This is a genomic window from Kitasatospora sp. CB01950 (assembly GCF_001905465.1).
Classification (GTDB): Bacteria; Actinomycetota; Actinomycetes; order Streptomycetales; family Streptomycetaceae; genus Kitasatospora.
Map to the genome: position 1 here is coordinate 98836 of NZ_LISX01000016.1, position 15048 is coordinate 113883.

The 15048-nt window shown below is 72.2% G+C and carries 14 protein-coding genes; 7 read left to right on the plus strand and 7 right to left on the minus strand.

Translation table 11 applies throughout. From position 1 onward, the window contains the following. Window positions 1-19: 19 nt before the first annotated feature. Entirely contained in the window at window positions 20-970 is a 951-nt protein-coding gene (gene miaA / locus AMK19_RS29870) for a tRNA (adenosine(37)-N6)-dimethylallyltransferase MiaA (RefSeq protein ID WP_073817571.1), read from the minus strand. Between the two features lie 136 nt (window positions 971-1106). Between miaA and AMK19_RS29875 the strand changes: the two genes are divergently transcribed. Continuing rightward, entirely contained in the window at window positions 1107-1328 is a 222-nt protein-coding gene (locus AMK19_RS29875; protein WP_073817574.1) for an antitoxin, read from the plus strand. A 30-nt stretch (window positions 1329-1358) separates the two neighbouring features. On the opposite strand, the gene AMK19_RS29880 is transcribed toward AMK19_RS29875, so the two are convergent. Further along, the gene (locus AMK19_RS29880) at window positions 1359-2051 is read right to left on the minus strand and encodes a hypothetical protein (RefSeq protein WP_073817718.1); all 693 of its coding nucleotides are present in this window, start codon (window positions 2049-2051) and stop codon (window positions 1359-1361) included. A gap of 231 nt (window positions 2052-2282) precedes the next feature. Beyond that, window positions 2283-3761: a tRNA (N6-isopentenyl adenosine(37)-C2)-methylthiotransferase MiaB gene (miaB, locus tag AMK19_RS29885; protein WP_073817577.1), complete on the minus strand. Its 1479-nt coding sequence runs from the start codon at window positions 3759-3761 to the stop codon at window positions 2283-2285. Window positions 3762-3833: 72 nt separating this feature from the next. On the opposite strand from miaB, the gene AMK19_RS29890 reads away from it, so the two are divergent. Then, the gene (locus tag AMK19_RS29890; protein ID WP_073817580.1) at window positions 3834-4859 is read left to right on the plus strand and encodes a TAXI family TRAP transporter solute-binding subunit; all 1026 of its coding nucleotides are present in this window, start codon (window positions 3834-3836) and stop codon (window positions 4857-4859) included. Window positions 4860-4863: 4 nt separating this feature from the next. Here the strand turns inward: AMK19_RS29890 and AMK19_RS29895 are convergent, their stop codons facing one another. Next, a complete protein-coding gene (locus AMK19_RS29895; protein WP_073817582.1) occupies window positions 4864-6294 on the minus strand; it encodes a sensor histidine kinase in 1431 nt (476 codons plus the stop codon). Between the two features lie 6 nt (window positions 6295-6300). Next, a complete protein-coding gene (locus AMK19_RS29900) occupies window positions 6301-7032 on the minus strand; it encodes a response regulator transcription factor (RefSeq protein ID WP_073817584.1) in 732 nt (243 codons plus the stop codon). Between the two features lie 420 nt (window positions 7033-7452). Here AMK19_RS29900 and AMK19_RS29905 point away from each other — a divergent pair, with 420 nt between their 5' ends. From AMK19_RS29905 to AMK19_RS29925, 5 genes are all read left to right on the plus strand, one after another. Next, the gene (locus tag AMK19_RS29905; protein WP_198953496.1) at window positions 7453-8181 is read left to right on the plus strand and encodes an amino acid ABC transporter ATP-binding protein; all 729 of its coding nucleotides are present in this window, start codon (window positions 7453-7455) and stop codon (window positions 8179-8181) included. An 85-nt stretch (window positions 8182-8266) separates the two neighbouring features. Further along, window positions 8267-9187, plus strand: a complete 921-nt coding sequence (locus tag AMK19_RS29910; RefSeq protein WP_073817589.1) for a glutamate ABC transporter substrate-binding protein — start codon at window positions 8267-8269, stop codon at window positions 9185-9187. 41 nt (window positions 9188-9228) lie between these two features. Beyond that, window positions 9229-9879 (plus strand): amino acid ABC transporter permease, encoded by a 651-nt coding sequence (locus AMK19_RS29915; RefSeq protein ID WP_073817593.1) that lies wholly within the window; start codon window positions 9229-9231, stop codon window positions 9877-9879. Next, on the plus strand, window positions 9876-10703 hold the full coding sequence (locus tag AMK19_RS29920) for an amino acid ABC transporter permease (RefSeq protein WP_073817596.1): 828 nt from the start codon (window positions 9876-9878) through the stop codon (window positions 10701-10703). The genes AMK19_RS29915 and AMK19_RS29920 overlap by 4 nt, the downstream gene beginning before the upstream one ends. A 107-nt stretch (window positions 10704-10810) precedes the next feature. Next, window positions 10811-12538 carry an FAD-dependent monooxygenase gene (locus AMK19_RS29925; RefSeq protein WP_073817600.1) on the plus strand — a complete coding sequence of 576 codons (1728 nt, stop codon included), beginning with the start codon at window positions 10811-10813 and terminating at the stop codon, window positions 12536-12538. 27 nt (window positions 12539-12565) lie between these two features. Here the strand turns inward: AMK19_RS29925 and rny are convergent, their stop codons facing one another. Both rny and AMK19_RS29935 read right to left on the minus strand, forming a co-directional pair. Further along, entirely contained in the window at window positions 12566-13975 is a 1410-nt protein-coding gene (gene rny / locus AMK19_RS29930; protein WP_241844648.1) for a ribonuclease Y, read from the minus strand. A 158-nt stretch (window positions 13976-14133) separates the two neighbouring features. Then, entirely contained in the window at window positions 14134-15045 is a 912-nt protein-coding gene (locus AMK19_RS29935) for a regulatory protein RecX (protein ID WP_241844649.1), read from the minus strand. Between the last annotated feature and the right edge of the window lie 3 nt (window positions 15046-15048).

Below are 15048 nucleotides of genomic sequence, written 5' to 3' on the forward strand. Positions count from 1 at the left end.
GAGAGCCGAAATCCGCCGGTCAGCCGGTGTCGCCGGAACGTTCCGGGCAGTCGATCAGTTCCATTGCGCGGCCCAGGAGTTCGACCGGATCGGCGCCCTCCGGACGGTCCAGCCAGTGGATCCGCGCGTCCCGCCGGAACCACGACTCCTGGCGCCGGGCGAACCGCCGGGTGGCCCGCACGGTCTCCTCCCGCGCCTCGTCCTCGGTGCACTCGCCGGCGAAGAACGCCAGCACCTGCTGGTAGCCCAGCGCCCGGCTCGCGGTCAGCCCCTCGCGCAGCCCGACCCGCTCCAGCTCCCGTACCTCGTCCAGCAGACCGGCCTCCCACATCCGGTCCACCCGCAGCTCGATCCGCCGGTCCAGCTCCGGACGCGGCACCTGCACGCCGATCTGCACCGCCTCGTACACGGCCCGCTGGGTCGGCAGGTTCGCGGTGAACGGCTGCCCGGTGATCTCGATGACCTCCAGCGCCCGGACGATCCGCCGCCCGTTGCTGGTCAGGATCGCCGCCGCGGCCGCCCGGTCCAGCTCGGCCAGCCGCCGGTGCAGCACCCCCGGCCCGACCCGCTCCAGCTCCTCCTCCAGCCGGGCCCGCACCTCGGGGTCCGTACCGGGGAACTCCATCTCGTCGATCGCCGCCCGCACGTACAGCCCCGAGCCGCCCACCAGCACCGGCACCTTGCCCACCGCCAGCAGCCGGTCCATCTCGGCCCGGGCCAGGCGCTGGTACTCGGCGACCGAGGCGGCCTCGGTCACCTCCCAGATGTCCATCAGGTGGTGCGGGATGCCGCCGCGCTCGGCCTCGGTCAGCTTGGCGGTGCCGATGTCCATGCCCTTGTACAGCTGCATCGAGTCGGTGTTCACCACCTCCCCGCCGAGCTCACGGGCTATCGCCACCGCCAGGTCCGACTTGCCGGCCGCCGTCGAACCGACGACCGACACCACCCGGCGCGGGCGTGCGGAGGACACAGAAGAAGAGGAAGAGGAACCGCTCACCCCACCAGTCTCGCAAAACCCGGGCACCTCCCGTGTCGCACCCTCGTTGACCGGGGAAGATCAGCTATGTCTGGTACCGATCTGATGCGAAAAGCGAGGAACGCACTTCATGGGCCTGATGGACAACCTCAAGGGCAAGGCCGAGGAACTCAAGGACAAGGCCAGCGAGCTGGCCGGAAAGCACGGCGACAAGATCGACAACATGGTGGACAAGGCCGGCGAGACCATCGACAAGGCCACCAAGCACAAGTACAGCGAAAAGATCGACAAGAGCACGTCGGCCGCCAAGCACGCCCGCGACGATTTCGCCGCGAAGCCGAAGGACGACTGACCCCGTAGCGCCGCGGTGGCCTGCTGGCGCTCAGCGCCAGGAGGCCACCAGGTAGCCGACGCCGTACGGGGCGTCCTCGTACCGCAGCTCGCCGCGCATCGCGGTGCCCTCCGCCGCACCCGCCAGCACCTGCCACGGGGCCCGGCCCTCCGCGAGCAGCTCCGCCGAGAGGTCCGCGTCCAGCGCGGCCAACGCCGCCGCGTCCGCGGCGGCCAGCGCCGCCGCCACCGCGCGGTCGTGGCCCTCGGCCCGCTCGTCCAGATACCCCGGGGCCTTCACCGAACGCCGGGCACTGCCGTCGCCCATCACCAACAGGCCCACCCGGTCGGCGAGTTCGGCCAGCCCCCGACCCAGCCCCAGCAGCCGCTCGGCGGCCGTGTCCGCCCGCACCGCGACGGCGTGCGTCGGCACCTGGACGCCCGCCTCCTCCAGCAGCCACGCCCCCACCGTCAACGCCGGCGACAGCTCCGGGCCGTCCACCCCGCCCAGCGGCAGCTTCACCGCCTTCGGCACCCCGTACCGACGGAACGACCCCGCCCCGCCCTCCGTCCACACCCCGGCCTTCTCGCCCGTCCCCACCACGACGACGAGATCCACGCCCCCGAGCTCCCGCACGGCCTCCAGGCACGCCGCCCGCAACACCTCCGCCTCCCCCGCAGCCCCGGTCGCGACCTCGGGCACGAGCAACGGCGGACAGGGGCACACGGCGGCGGCAACAAGCATGTCGATCACTCTACGGTGCAGGCGCGGGGACCTGCGAGGGTGCGAACCCGGGGGCGCGGGGAACTGCGCGAAGCGGAAGGCACCCCACCGCAAGAGCGCTACGCAGGACAATGACCTGCACGTGATCGCGACCTTACGGACGTGACCTGCGCTTGTCGCGCAGTTCTCCCCCAGCCCTGGCGGGCCGGGAGGTACCCCCACGCGCCCCTGTTCTCGCGCCCGCCAGCGCTCTCAGCCGCAGCCCCCCGGCGCCGCAGGCAGGGGCGCCGGGACGCCGACCGACGGGAGGCCGAGCATGACGCCGGCCGGCTTCGCGGGCGCAGCCTGTCGCTTCTCCCACGCGTCGCCCGCGCGGGTGCGGCGCACGCCGAGGACGGGGCCCTCCGCGAGGAGGTGGTGCGGGGCGGCGTAGGTGATCTCGACGGTCACCATGTCGCCGGGCCGCACGCCCCCCTCGGGCCGGGTGAAGTGGACCAGCCGGTTGTCGGGCGCACGCCCGGAGAGGCGGTCCGTCCGGTCGTCCTTCTTGCCTTCGCCCTCGGCGACGAGGATCTCCAGCTTGCGGCCGACCTGCTTCTTGTTCTCCTCCCAGGAGATCCCCTCCTGGAGGGCGATCAGCCGGTCGTAGCGCTCCTGCACCACGGCCTTGGGGATCTGGTTCTCCATCTCGGCGGCGGGCGTCCCGGGCCGCTTGGAGTACTGGAAGGTGAAGGCGTTGGCGAACCGGGCCTCGCGGACGACGTGCAGGGTCTGCTCGAAGTCCTCGTCGGTCTCGCCGGGGAAGCCGACGATGATGTCGGTGGAGATCGCGGCGTCGGGCATCGCGGCGCGGACCTTCTCGATGATGCCGAGGAAGCGTTCCTGCCGGTAGGAGCGTCGCATCGCGCGCAGCACGGTGTCGGAGCCGGACTGCAGCGGCATGTGCAGCTGGTGCATCACGTTCGGCGTCCCGGCCATCGCCGCGATCACGTCGTCGGTGAAGTCCTTCGGGTGCGGCGAGGTGAAGCGGACCCGCTCCAGCCCCTCGATCTCCCCGCAGGCACGCAGCAGCTTGGAGAACGCCTGCCGGTCGCCGAGGTCCGAGCCGTAGGCGTTGACGTTCTGGCCGAGCAGGGTGACCTCGACGACGCCCTCGGCGACCAGTGCTTCGACCTCGGCGAGGATGTCGCCGGGGCGGCGGTCCTCCTCCTTGCCGCGCAGGGCGGGGACGATGCAGAAGGTGCAGGTGTTGTTGCAGCCGACCGAGATGGCGACCCAGGCGGCGTACGCGGACTCGCGCCGGGTGGGCAGGGTGGAGGGGAAGGTCTCCAGCGAGTCCAGGATCTCGACCTGCGCGGAGCGTTCGATCGCGGCGCGCTCCAGCAGGGCGGGCAGGTGGCCGATGTTGTGGGTGCCGAAGACCACGTCGACCCAGGGGGCCTTGCGGACGATGGTCTCGCGGTCCTTCTGGGCGAGGCACCCGCCGACGGCGATCTGCATGCCGCTGTTGGCCTGCTTGGCGGGGGCGAGCCGGCCGAGGTTGCCGTACAGCTTGTTGTCGGCGTTCTCGCGGACCGCGCAGGTGTTGAAGACCACCAGGTCGGGGTCGCCGTCGCCGGCGGCCTTGGTGTAGCCGGCCTCCTCCAGCAGCCCGGACAGGCGCTCGGAGTCGTGGACGTTCATCTGGCAGCCGTACGTGACGACTTTGTAAGTTCGCAAGCTCTCCTCCATACCCACAGAGCAAGGGTACGGGCACCTGCCGGGGCCTCCCGCCGGGCGGTCGGGGCTGGCAGTATCCCTGCCATGGCTGCTTCGACCCGTCCGCCCCGTGCCGGTGCCGCGCTGCGTTCCGCGGCGCGCAGTCCGCTGGTGCGGGTGGCGGCCGTGCTGCTGCTGGTGGTGGGGGGTGTGGGCGGCTGGTGGGTGTCGTCGGCGCGGGCCGGGTCTGGGCTGCACGGGGAGGCGGCGTTCGCGACGGGTGTGCAGCGCGGGGTGTACGACCGGTACGGGGTGCTGCTGAAGGAGTCGATGCGTTCGGCGATGCCCGGGGTGAAGGTCCGGCTGGACAACTCCCAGGGTTCGTTGGACAACCTGGAGCGGGTGCTGTCGGGCCAGGACGACTTCGCGATCGCCACGGCGGACTCGGTGGCGAGTTTCACGAATCCGCAGAAGTCGCAGCTGCGGGCGATCGCCCGGCTGTACGACGACTACATGCAGCTGGTGGTGCCGGCGGACTCGCCGGTGCACAAGGTGTCGGACCTGCGCGGGCTGCGGGTCGGGGTCGGCCAGCAGATGTCGGGCGTGAACCTGGTGGCCCGGCGGCTGCTGGAGGCGGCGGGGCTGGACCCGGACCAGGACGTGCGCTCGTCGATGCTGGGCGTGGGCGACGCGGCGGACCGGTTGCGCGACAAGGACCTGGACGCGTTCTTCTGGTCGGGCGGTCTGCCGACGGCGGCGCTGACCGACCTGTCGGAGCACACCCCGATCCGGATCGTGCCGATGGGTGAACTGTCGGACCCGCTGCACCAGTTGGAGGGCTACGGGATGGACGCCTACCGGGCGGCGACCATTCCGGCGGACGCCTATCCGCTGGTGGAGCCGCAGCGCACGCCGGTGTCGACGGTGGCGGTGCCGAACCTGCTGGTGACCCGGGCGGACGTGGACCCGGCGCTGGTGGAGGCGGTGACCCGGGTGGTGATCGACAGCCGCGACCGGATCGGCGGCCAGGTGCACGCGGCGCAGCTGGTGGACCTGCGCAGCGCGGTGTACACCGATCCGCTGCCGCTGCACGACGGCGCGAAGCGCTACTACCAGTCGGTGAAGCCCTGACGGGTCAACTCCACTGACGCCGCGGCACGGTGAGCAGCACGCAGAGCCCGTTGGGTTCGGCGGGCGCGAAGCCGAGGCTGCCGCCGCCGGCCAGCAGCAGGGTGCGGGCGATGGAGAGGCCGAGGCCGGAGCCGTCGACGTTCTGGTGCCGGGAGGAGCGCCAGAACCGGTCGCCGACGCGGGCGAGTTCCTCCTCGGTGAGGCCGGGTCCGGCGTCGGTGACGGTGGCGGTGACCTCGTCCTTGGTGATGGTGAGGCCGACCCGGACGTCGCTGCCGGCCGGGGAGAACTTGAGGGCGTTGTCGAGGACGGCGTCGAGGGCGCTGCCGAAGCCGATCGGGTCGGCCCAGGCGTGCGCCATCGGCGGTCCCTGCCACTGGAGTCGGACCTGTCGCCGGTCGGCGAGCGGCCGCCAGGCGTCGGCGCGGGTGCGGACCAGTTCGGCGAGGTCGACGGGTTCGGGTTCGGGCCGGGAGCCTTCGGCGGTGGCGAGTCCGAGCAGGTCGTCGAGGACGCGGGCGAGCCGGGCGCCCTCCTCGCGGACGGCGGCGATCTCCTCCTCGCGGCCCTCGGGGAGTTCCAGGCCGATCAGTTCGACCCGCAGCAGCAGCGCGGCCAGCGGGTTGCGCAGTTGGTGGGAGGCGTCGGCGACGAAGGCCCGCTGCTGGTCGATGGCGAGCACCACGTGGTCGGCCATGTCGTTGAACGAGCGGGCCAGGCGGCGCAGTTCGGGCGGCCCGCCGCTGGGGGCGACCCGGGCGCCGAGCCGGCCGGTGGCGATGTCGTGGGTGGCCCGGTCGAGGGTGCGGACGGGGCGCAGCACCCAGCCGGTGAGGCGGACGGCCAGCAGGATGGCGACCATCATGGCGAGCGCCTCGCCGCCGGCCAGCACCAGCCAGCGGTGCAGGATCCGGGCGCGCAGCGGGCCGGTGGGCGATTCGGTGAGGACGACGGCGACCACGTCGCCGTCCCGGACCACGGGCAGGGCGACGGTGAGGGTGCGGTCGGAGGTCCAGGGCCACACCTGGGGCGGGTTGTGGCTGCGGCGGCCGGCCAGCGCCTCCCGGTAGGCCTGGCCGCCGGGTCCGTCGGCGGGGGCGCGCCAGCCGTCGGGGGCGACGGCGACGGCGCTGCCGTCGCGTTCGAAGACGCCGATCCGGGCGCCGTACAGCTCGTGGTAGCGGGCGGCCTCGCTGGTCAGGGCGTGCAGGCGGCCGCCGTCGCCGGGGCCGGGTTCGGGTTCGCCCTTGACGGCGGTGGTGCTGGCGCGGCCCTGGGTGGGGAGGTCCTGGGCGAAGCGGGCGGCGTCGTCGATCCGGTCGACGACGACCTCGGACTGCTCGGACGAGGCGATCAGGTAGGCCAGCGGCGCCCCGAGGGCGGCGAGGACGCAGGCCATCAGGGCGATCAGGATGCCGAGCAGGCGGTTGCGCACGGGACGTCAGCGCTCCGCGGCGTCGTCGGCGGGCGGGCTGTCGGGGCTGTCGGAGGTGAGCCGGTAGCCGACGCCGCGGACGGCCTCGACCAGGCCGGGCAGGCCGAGCTTGGTGCGCAGCGAACCGATGTGGACTTCCAGGGTGCGGCCGTTGCCCTCCCAGCCGGAGCGCCAGACCTCGCTGAAGATCTGTTCGCGGCGGTAGACCACGCCGGGGCTCTGGGCGAGCAGCGCCAGCAGGTCGAACTCCTTGCGGGTGAGTGGCACGTCGCGCCCGTTGACGCTGACCCGGCGGCGTTCGCGGTCGATCTCGACGCCGCGGGAGGCCAGCGGGCCGTCCGGCTCGGGGCCGCTGTCCTCGGCGCTCCTGGGGGTGCCGCGGCGGGCCACCGCGTGGATGCGGGCGAGCAGTTCGCCCATGTCGTACGGCTTGACGACGTAGTCGTCGGCGCCGAGGTTGAGGCCGTGGATCCGGGAGCGGATGTCGGCGCGGGCGGTCACCATGATGACCGGGACGGCGCTGCCGGCCCGGATCCGGCTGCACACCTCGAAGCCGTCGCGGTCGGGCAGTCCGAGGTCGAGCAGCACCACCCGGTAGGGCTCGCTGCCGTCCGGGACGAGCGCGTCCAGGGCCTCGTGTCCGCTGCGGGCGTGTCGGACCTGGAAGCCGTGTCGGCCCAGCACCGCGACCAGGGCGGCGGCCACGCGGTCGTCGTCCTCGACCAGGAGCAGGCGCATCGGGCTCCTTCCTGTGCGTTCGTCGGTATGCGTGCGGGCCGGTGGCGCGGTCGCCGTCGGCATGGCGCGGTCCCACTCGGAACCGGGCCATCCTGGCATCCACTCCCATCCGACGTCACCAGGTCAACCGCATCGGCCGGTCCGTTACCGCTCCGGTATTCGCGGTGCTCGACTACCCGGCGTCACCGAACCGTGATGCTCAAGTTCAGCTCAGATCGGCTGACGGGACGTCGTGTACCTGCCTAAAGTCGCCCCGTTCGGGGGTCCCGGAGCTCCGCCGGCTCCGGCCCCCGGACATCGAAGGACATCGAACGGACCATCACCGGCTCTGCGGACCACGCGAGTTGGCCCCGGGTTCGGAGGACGAGGGAGCGGACGGCGATGACCGAGAACAGTGCCGAGCTGCGCGATGCCGCGCCGCTGGTGGCCCTTCGCGGGGTGAACAAGCACTACGGCGCCCTGCACGTGCTGCAGGACATCGACCTGGAGATAGCCCAGGGCGAGGTCGTCGTACTGATCGGCCCGTCCGGCTCCGGCAAGTCGACGCTGTGCCGCACCATCAACCGGCTGGAGACCATCGACTCCGGCTCGATCGAGGTGGACGGCAAGCCGCTGCCCGCCGAGGGCCGCGAACTGGCCAAGCTGCGTGCCCAGGTGGGCATGGTGTTCCAGTCGTTCAACCTGTTCTCGCACAAGACCGTGCTGGAGAACGTGGTGCTCGCCCAGGTGAAGGTGGGCAAGGTCGCCAAGGCGGAGGCCGAGTCGACGGCCCGCGAGCTGCTGGAGCGGGTGGGCGTCGGCGCCCAGGCCGACAAGTACCCCTCGCAGCTGTCCGGCGGCCAGCAGCAGCGCGTGGCGATCGCCCGTGCGCTGGCGATGAACCCGAAGGTGATGCTCTTCGACGAGCCGACCTCCGCCCTCGACCCGGAGATGGTCAACGAGGTGCTGGAGGTGATGCGTTCGCTCGCCGCGCGGGGCATGACCATGGTCGTGGTCACCCACGAGATGGGCTTCGCCCGCTCCGCGGCCAACCGTGTGCTGTTCATGGCGGACGGCCGGATCGTCGAGGAGAACACCCCCGACGCCTTCTTCACCGCGCCGCGCACCGACCGTGCCAAGGACTTCCTGTCCAAGATCCTGCAGCACTGACTCCCGCTGTCGATCAAGCGTCAGTAGCGTCAATTCGCAGTGGCCCGGACCCCGCCGTGGCCCCTATCGAGGAGAAGAACGACCGATGAAGGCCCGTCGTACCGTTGCCGCCGCCCTGTCCGTGCTCGCCCTGACGGCGGTCGCCGCCTGTGGCAAGGACGGCTCCCCGAGCGACACCCCCACCGCCGCCGGCGGCTCGGCCGCCCCGCAGCTGCCGACCTACACCGTCAAGACCGACGCGAAGCTGGACGGCTCCCCGGTGTGGACCGAGGCCAAGAAGCGCGGCAAGCTGAAGATCGGCGCCAAGGCCGACCAGCCGTTCCTCGGCTTCGAGGACGTGCAGACCGGCAAGCGCAGCGGCTTCGACATCGAGATCGCCAAGATGGTCGCCGCCGACCTGGGCTTCTCGGCCGACCAGATCGAGTGGCAGACCGTCACCTCCACCAACCGTGAGACCTCCATCACCGGTGGCCAGGTCGACTACTACGTCGGCACCTACTCGATCACCCCGGCCCGCAAGGACAAGGGCGTCGCGTTCGGCGGCCCGTACTACATCGCCGGCCAGTCGCTGCTGGTGAACAAGGACAACACCGACATCACCGGCCCCGAGACCGTCAAGGACAAGTCGGTCTGCACCGCCACCGGCTCGACCTCGATCGCCAACATCCAGAAGTACGGCGCCAAGGTCACCCAGTTCGACAACTACTCGCTCTGCGTGGAGAAGCTGCTGACCAAGGAGGTCGACGCGGTCACCACCGACGACTCGATCCTCAAGGGCTACGCCGCGAAGAACCAGGGCAAGCTCAAGGTCGTCGGCAGCCCCTTCTCCGAGGAGCGCTACGGCGTCGGCCTGAACAAGACCGACGCGGCGCTGCAGAAGGCGATCAACGACGCCCTGAAGGCGCACGAGGACAACGGCGACTGGAAGAAGGCGTACGACGCCACCCTGGGCCTGTCCGGCTCCGCCGCGCCGAGCATCCCGGCCCTGGACCCGATCGCCGGCTGACGTCCGGTCAGACCCACTACTGAGAAAGGAGGGCCGCCGGCATGGGACTGATATTCGAGGACGGCAACCTCTCCGCATTCGCCGAAGGCTTCCTGCGGACGATCGAACTGAGCGCGCTCAGCGCCCTGTTCTCGCTGCTGCTGGGCTTCGTGCTGGCGGCCTTCCGGGTCTCGCCCGTTCCCGTCCTGCGGTACTTCGGCACCGCCTGGGTGACGGTGTTCCGCAACACCCCGCTGACCTTGCTGTTCTTCGCGGTGACGTTCATGCTGCCCTCGCTGAACGTGCACATCGACAGCTTCACGGCCGCAGTGATCGCGCTCAGCGCCTACACCGGCAGCTTCATCTGCGAGGTGGTGCGCGCCGGTATCAACACCGTTCCGCTCGGCCAGGCCGAGGCGGCCCGCTCGCTCGGCATGGGCTTCGGCCAGACCCTCGGTCTGGTGGTGCTGCCGCAGGCGACCCGCTCGGTGATCTCCCCGCTGGGCTCGGTGTTCATCGCCCTGCCCCGCAACTCGGCCATCGCGGGCGCCTTCAACGTGCCCGAACTGTTCAGCTTCCAGAAGGTCCTGAGCGAGGAGGCCTACGACATCTTCGCCATCTTCTTCTGGATCGCGCTCGCCTACCTGGCAATCAGCTTCAGCATCAATGCTGTCTTCTCCATCCTGGAGCGTCGCATGGCGGTGGCCCGATGAGCACTCGCACCGCCTCCGTCCTGTACGACGTCCCCGGCCCCCGGGCCCGGGCCCGCAACCTGACCCTCGGGCTGCTCGGCCTGGCCGGCATCGCAGGCCTGCTCTGGTACGTCATCAGCAGCTTCGCCGACGCCGGCCAGTTCGACCCCCTGCTCTGGTCGCCGTTCGAGTACACGGCCGTCCAGCAGCGTTTCGTCGACGGCGCGCTGGACACCCTGAAGGCCTTCGGCCTGGCCGCGATCGGCTCGCTGGTGCTCGGCTCGCTGCTCGCCGTCGGCCGGCTCTCCGACCACTTCCCGGTGCGCATCGTGTCCACCGTCGTGGTCCAGTTCTTCCGGGCCATGCCGCTGGTGATCATGATCTTCGCGCTGTACCGCGCGGCGTTCGGCGCCCAGCCGATGTGGGCCCTGGTGATCGGCCTGGCCCTCTACAACGGCGCCGTGCAGGCCGAGATCATCCGCTCCGGCATCAACGCCGTCCCGCACGGCCAGGCCGAGGCCGCCTACGCCCTGGGCCTGCGCAAGACCCAGGTGATGGCCATCGTGCTGATACCGCAGGCCGTCCGCTCGATGCTCCCGGCGATCATCGGCCAGCTGGTGGTCACCCTCAAGGACACCTCGCTCGGCTACATCATCACCTACCCCGAGCTGCTGAACCAGATGCGGCTCGTCGCCTCCAACTCGGACGGCTACCCGTACATCCCGGTCGTCCTGGTCGGTGCCCCGATCTACATCGGCATGTGCCTCGCCCTCGACGGCCTCGCCCGCTGGATCGAGTCCCGCAGCCGCCGCGGCGCGAGCCGCCGCAGCACAACCGCTGCTTGACGGACACCCAGGTGATCTGTTGCATTGCTCTTCGTGACACCACCTGGGAGCTCCCGCCCGGCAACTGACGGAACAACGGCCGGCCCCGCCGGCCGGAAGGCCCCGACATGGATCCAGTGATCATCGTCGGGGCCGGGCCGGTCGGCCTCGCCCTCGCCCTCGCCCTCGCCCGCAACGACGTTCCCAGCGTGGTCCTCGACGAGGGCGCCGGCGTCTGCCCGGAAAGCCCCCGCACCGTCGTCCTCGGCCCCGACACCGCCGCCTTCCTCGCCCGCATCGGCTACACCCTGGTCGGCTCCGACGCCGCCCGCTGGGACGCCTTCACCGTCTGGCGCCGCCGCGCCGAGGTGCTGCGCCTGCCGCTCGACGACAACCCGGTCCTGCACCTCGCCCAGCACCGCCTCCAGCGCGGCCTGCGCGACGCCGCCACCGCCACCCCGCTGATCCGCCTCACCCCGCGACACCGGGTGGTCGAACTCACCCAGGACCGCGACGGCGTGACCGTCCGCACCACCTCCGCCGCCGACGGCGGGACCAGCTGGCGCGGCAGCCACCTGGTCGGCTGCGACGGCGCCCGGTCCACCGTCCGCAAACTCCTCAAGGTCCGCTTCCCCGGCCGGCCCGCCGTCGACCGGCACGCCGTCGCCACCGTCCGCGTCGACCTGCCGTTCCCCGGCGAGGCCCGGCTGCACCGCGAACCCCCGTGGCGCGGCGACCGCGAAGCCTCCGCCCGCCCGCTGCCCGACGGCCTGTGGCGACTCGACTGGCGACTGCCCCCCGGCCGCCCCCAGCCCACCGAACCCGTCGACCCGCACGCCACCTGGCCCGGCATCGTCACCGGCGACACCCTGCTCACCCGGGTCACCTCCGCGCTCACCGGCTGGTGCGGCGAACTCCCGCCCCATCAACTGCTCGCCGCCGCCGACCACACCTACCAGCAGCGCCTCGCCGGCCGCTTCCGCGCCGGCCGCTGCTTCCTCGCCGGCGACGCAGCCCACCTGCACGGCGCCCTCGGCATGCAGAACCTCGCCGACGGCCTGCGCGACGCCGACAACCTCGCCTGGCGACTCGCCCTCGCCTGGCACCTGCCGCCCACCGACGCCCCCGCCGAGAGCGCCCTGCTCGACGGCTACGAGAACGAACGCCGCGGCGCGGTCGGCGCCCGCCTGCGCGCCGTCGACCAGACCATGCCGCTGCTCCGCCCGCTGCGCGGCTGGGCCCAGACCCGGCGCTCGCTCATCTCCGGTTCCTTCCGCAAGCACGCCCCGCTGCTCGCCGACGGCCACCTCGGCACCGGCCGCTTCGGCGGCGCCCCCGCCTACCCCGCGACGCCCTCCGGCGTCGCCCCCCGCGTCCCCGAGCAGCGCGGCAGCCGCGGCACCTCACTCACCGAACAGCTCGCCCCGACCGCCCCCGGCGTCCTCGTCCCCGACCTGCCCGTGGTCACCGCCGACGGCACCGCGGACACCCTCCGGGCCCGCCTCGGCACCGCGTTCCTGCTCGTCCTGGTCGCCCCCGGCACCACCGTCTGGTCCGCCGAACACTGGCTCGGCGCCGGCCTGATGCCCCGCCTCACCGAACTCGCCGACGCCCTCCCCGTCCCCACCGAAGTCCTGGTCACCGACACCTACCCCGGCGCCACCCCCCACACCGTCCTCCTCATCCGCCCCGACGGCCACCTCCTCGGCACCACCCCCGGCCTCCACCCCGAAAAACTCCACACCCTGACAGCCCCGTTCGGAGCCGGCGCGCAGGAGACGGTACGAAGCGGGGGGCGCGGGGAACTGGACGAATCGGAAGTCACCCCACCGCAAGATCGCGACGCAGGCCAATGACCTGCACGTGATCGCGCCCCGACGGAGCTAGCGCGCGAACTCCGTCGCGCGCGACTCCCGCACCACCGTGATCCTGATCTGCCCCGGGTACGTCAGTTCCTCCCGCACCTGACGGGCCACCTCCCGCGCGATCTCCTGCGCGCGCACGTCGTCGACCATCTCCGGCTGCACCATGACCCGGACCTCCCGTCCGGCCTGCATCGCGTAGACCTTGGTGACCCCGTCGTGCGCCCGCGCGATCTCCTCCAGCCGCTCCAGCCGCCGGACGTACGCCTCCACGGATTCCTTCCGCGCGCCGGGTCGCCCCGCCGAGCAGGCGTCCGCGGCCTGGGTGAGCACCGCCTCGACGGTCTTGGCCTCCACTTCGCCGTGGTGGGCCGCTATCGCGTGGACGACCTCCGCCGACTCCCCGTGCCGGCGGGCGAATTCCGCGCCGATCAGGGCGTGGCTGCCCGCCACCTGGTGGCTGAGGGCTTTGCCGATGTCGTGCAGCAGCGCGGCGCGGCGCACCGGCTCCGGGTCGACGCCGAGCTCCGCGGCCATCATCCCGGCCAGGTGCGCGGACTCCACCAGGTGCCCGAGCACGTTCTGCCCGTAGGAGGTGCGGTAGCGCAACGTCCCCAGGGTGCGGACCAGTTCGGGCTCCATCTCGCCGACGGCGCCGATGCCGACGGTGAGCAGCGCGTCCTCCCCCGCCCGGATGCAGAGCCGCTGGACCTCGCTGCGGCTGCGCTCGTGCGCCTCCTCGATCCGCGCAGGGTGGATCCGCCCGTCGGTGAGCAGCGATTCGAGGGTGAGCCGGGCGCTCTCCCGCCGGACGGGGTCGAAGCAGGAGAGCTGGACCAGCCCGGGGGTGTCGTCGACGATCAGGTTGACGCCGGTGACGGCCTCGAAGGCCCGGATGTTGCGCCCCTCCCGGCCGATCACCCGGCCCTTCATGTCCTCGCTGGGCAGCCGGAGCGTGGTGACGACGGTCTCGGCGGTGTGTTCGGCGGCCAGCCGCTGGACGGACGAGGCGATGATCTCGCGGGCCCGGCCCTCGCCCTCGACGACCGCCTGCCGTTCGATCTCCCGGACGGTCAGCGCGGCGTCCCGACGGGCCTCGGCCTCGGCGGTGCGGACCACTTCGTCGCGGGCCTGGGCGGACGTCAGCCCGGCGGTGCGCTCCAGCAGCAGCCGGTTCTCCGTGGTCTGTTCGGCGAGTTCGGCGCGCACCCGCTCCGCTTCGGCGGCCCGCCCGGCGAGTTCGTCCTCGTGCAGGTGCAGGCGGTGGAGTTCGGCGGTCAACCACGCCTCGCGCCGGTCGAGTTCGGCACGGCGCCGACGCAGCGCCCGGAGCGCGCCGACCACTGCCAGGGCGAGTGCGCCGATCAGCACGCCGGCCGCCAGCAGCAGGAGCAAGGAGGAACCCGTTCCGGTGTCCTGAGCGATCCCCATCCGGCCACTCCCCGTCCTGCGCACGCTGCCGCTGCGGTGACCTCCGCGATCGTCCAGCCACTGAGTGCGAGGCTAGGCGGAGGTTACGAAACGGTCAAGATGCGATCGAGAATTGACTCCGATGATCTGATCGCCAGTCATCATGTCCGTTTGTCCGCCTACCAGTTGTCGTCCTCGCCGTCCTCCGGCTCCGCGTCCAGCGCCTCCCGGACCACCCGGAACGCGAGGCCCTCCGAGTAGCCGCGCCGGGCCAGCACCCCGACCAGGCGGCGCATCCGCACGTCCCGGTCCAGCCCGGCGGTGGAGCGCAACTTCCGTGCCACCAGTGCCCGGGCGGCCTCCGACTCGTCGTCGGCGTCGACCTGGAGCAAGGCCCGTTCCGCGCTCTCCCCGGTGACGCCCTTGGTGCGCAACTCCTGGGCCAGCGCCCGCCGGGAGAGCCCGCGCACCGCGTGCCGGGACTCCACCCACGCCTCGGCGAAGGCGGCGTCGTCGATCAGCCCGACCTCCTCCAGCCGGGTCAGCACCTGCTCGGCGACCTCGTCCGGGATCTCCTTGCGGCGCAGCGCATCGGCCAGCTGCTTGCGGGACTTGGCGGCTCCGGTGAGCAGCCGCAGACAGATGTCCCGGGCCCGCTCCGCCGGATCCCCCTGCTCGGCAGCGGCTCCCCGCCCACGCCGCCCGCCCGCACCGCCCTCCGAGCGCTCACCCTCCGAACGCCCGCCCTCCGAACGCCCAGAACTCGCCCGCCCGGACTTCACCCGCTCGGTCTTCGCCCGCCGCTTCGGCCTCGCCGGCACCTCCGCCAGCACCTCCGCCGGTGCGGCGGCCGGCAGTTCACCCAGCGCGCTGCGCCGCCGACGCCGCCCCCCGGCCAGCTCGGACGCCCGCATCATCTCGGGCAGCTCCCCCGCAGGAAGCTCTGCGGGAAGCTCCGCCGACGGCTCCTCGGCCACCGCCGCGAACCAGTCCGGCGGGCCGGAGGCGTCGTTCTGTTCGTCTCCCCATACGCCCGCACCGGGCCCGTCCTCGGACGGACCCGGTGCCGGGTGGTCAGTGCGGCGTGTCAACGG

Coding starts and splice junctions, on each gene's coding strand:
- rny (WP_241844648.1), bottom strand. CDS start 13,975: ATGGGGATCGCTCAGGACACCGGAACGGGTTCCTCCTTGCTCCTGCTG.
- AMK19_RS29910 (WP_073817589.1), top strand. CDS start 8,267: ATGAAGGCCCGTCGTACCGTTGCCGCCGCCCTGTCCGTGCTCGCCCTG.
- AMK19_RS29900 (WP_073817584.1), bottom strand. CDS start 7,032: ATGCGCCTGCTCCTGGTCGAGGACGACGACCGCGTGGCCGCCGCCCTG.
- miaB (WP_073817577.1), bottom strand. CDS start 3,761: ATGGAGGAGAGCTTGCGAACTTACAAAGTCGTCACGTACGGCTGCCAG.
- AMK19_RS29925 (WP_073817600.1), top strand. CDS start 10,811: ATGGATCCAGTGATCATCGTCGGGGCCGGGCCGGTCGGCCTCGCCCTC.
- AMK19_RS29880 (WP_073817718.1), bottom strand. CDS start 2,051: ATGCTTGTTGCCGCCGCCGTGTGCCCCTGTCCGCCGTTGCTCGTGCCC.
- AMK19_RS29875 (WP_073817574.1), top strand. CDS start 1,107: ATGGGCCTGATGGACAACCTCAAGGGCAAGGCCGAGGAACTCAAGGAC.
- AMK19_RS29890 (WP_073817580.1), top strand. CDS start 3,834: ATGGCTGCTTCGACCCGTCCGCCCCGTGCCGGTGCCGCGCTGCGTTCC.
- AMK19_RS29920 (WP_073817596.1), top strand. CDS start 9,876: ATGAGCACTCGCACCGCCTCCGTCCTGTACGACGTCCCCGGCCCCCGG.
- AMK19_RS29915 (WP_073817593.1), top strand. CDS start 9,229: ATGGGACTGATATTCGAGGACGGCAACCTCTCCGCATTCGCCGAAGGC.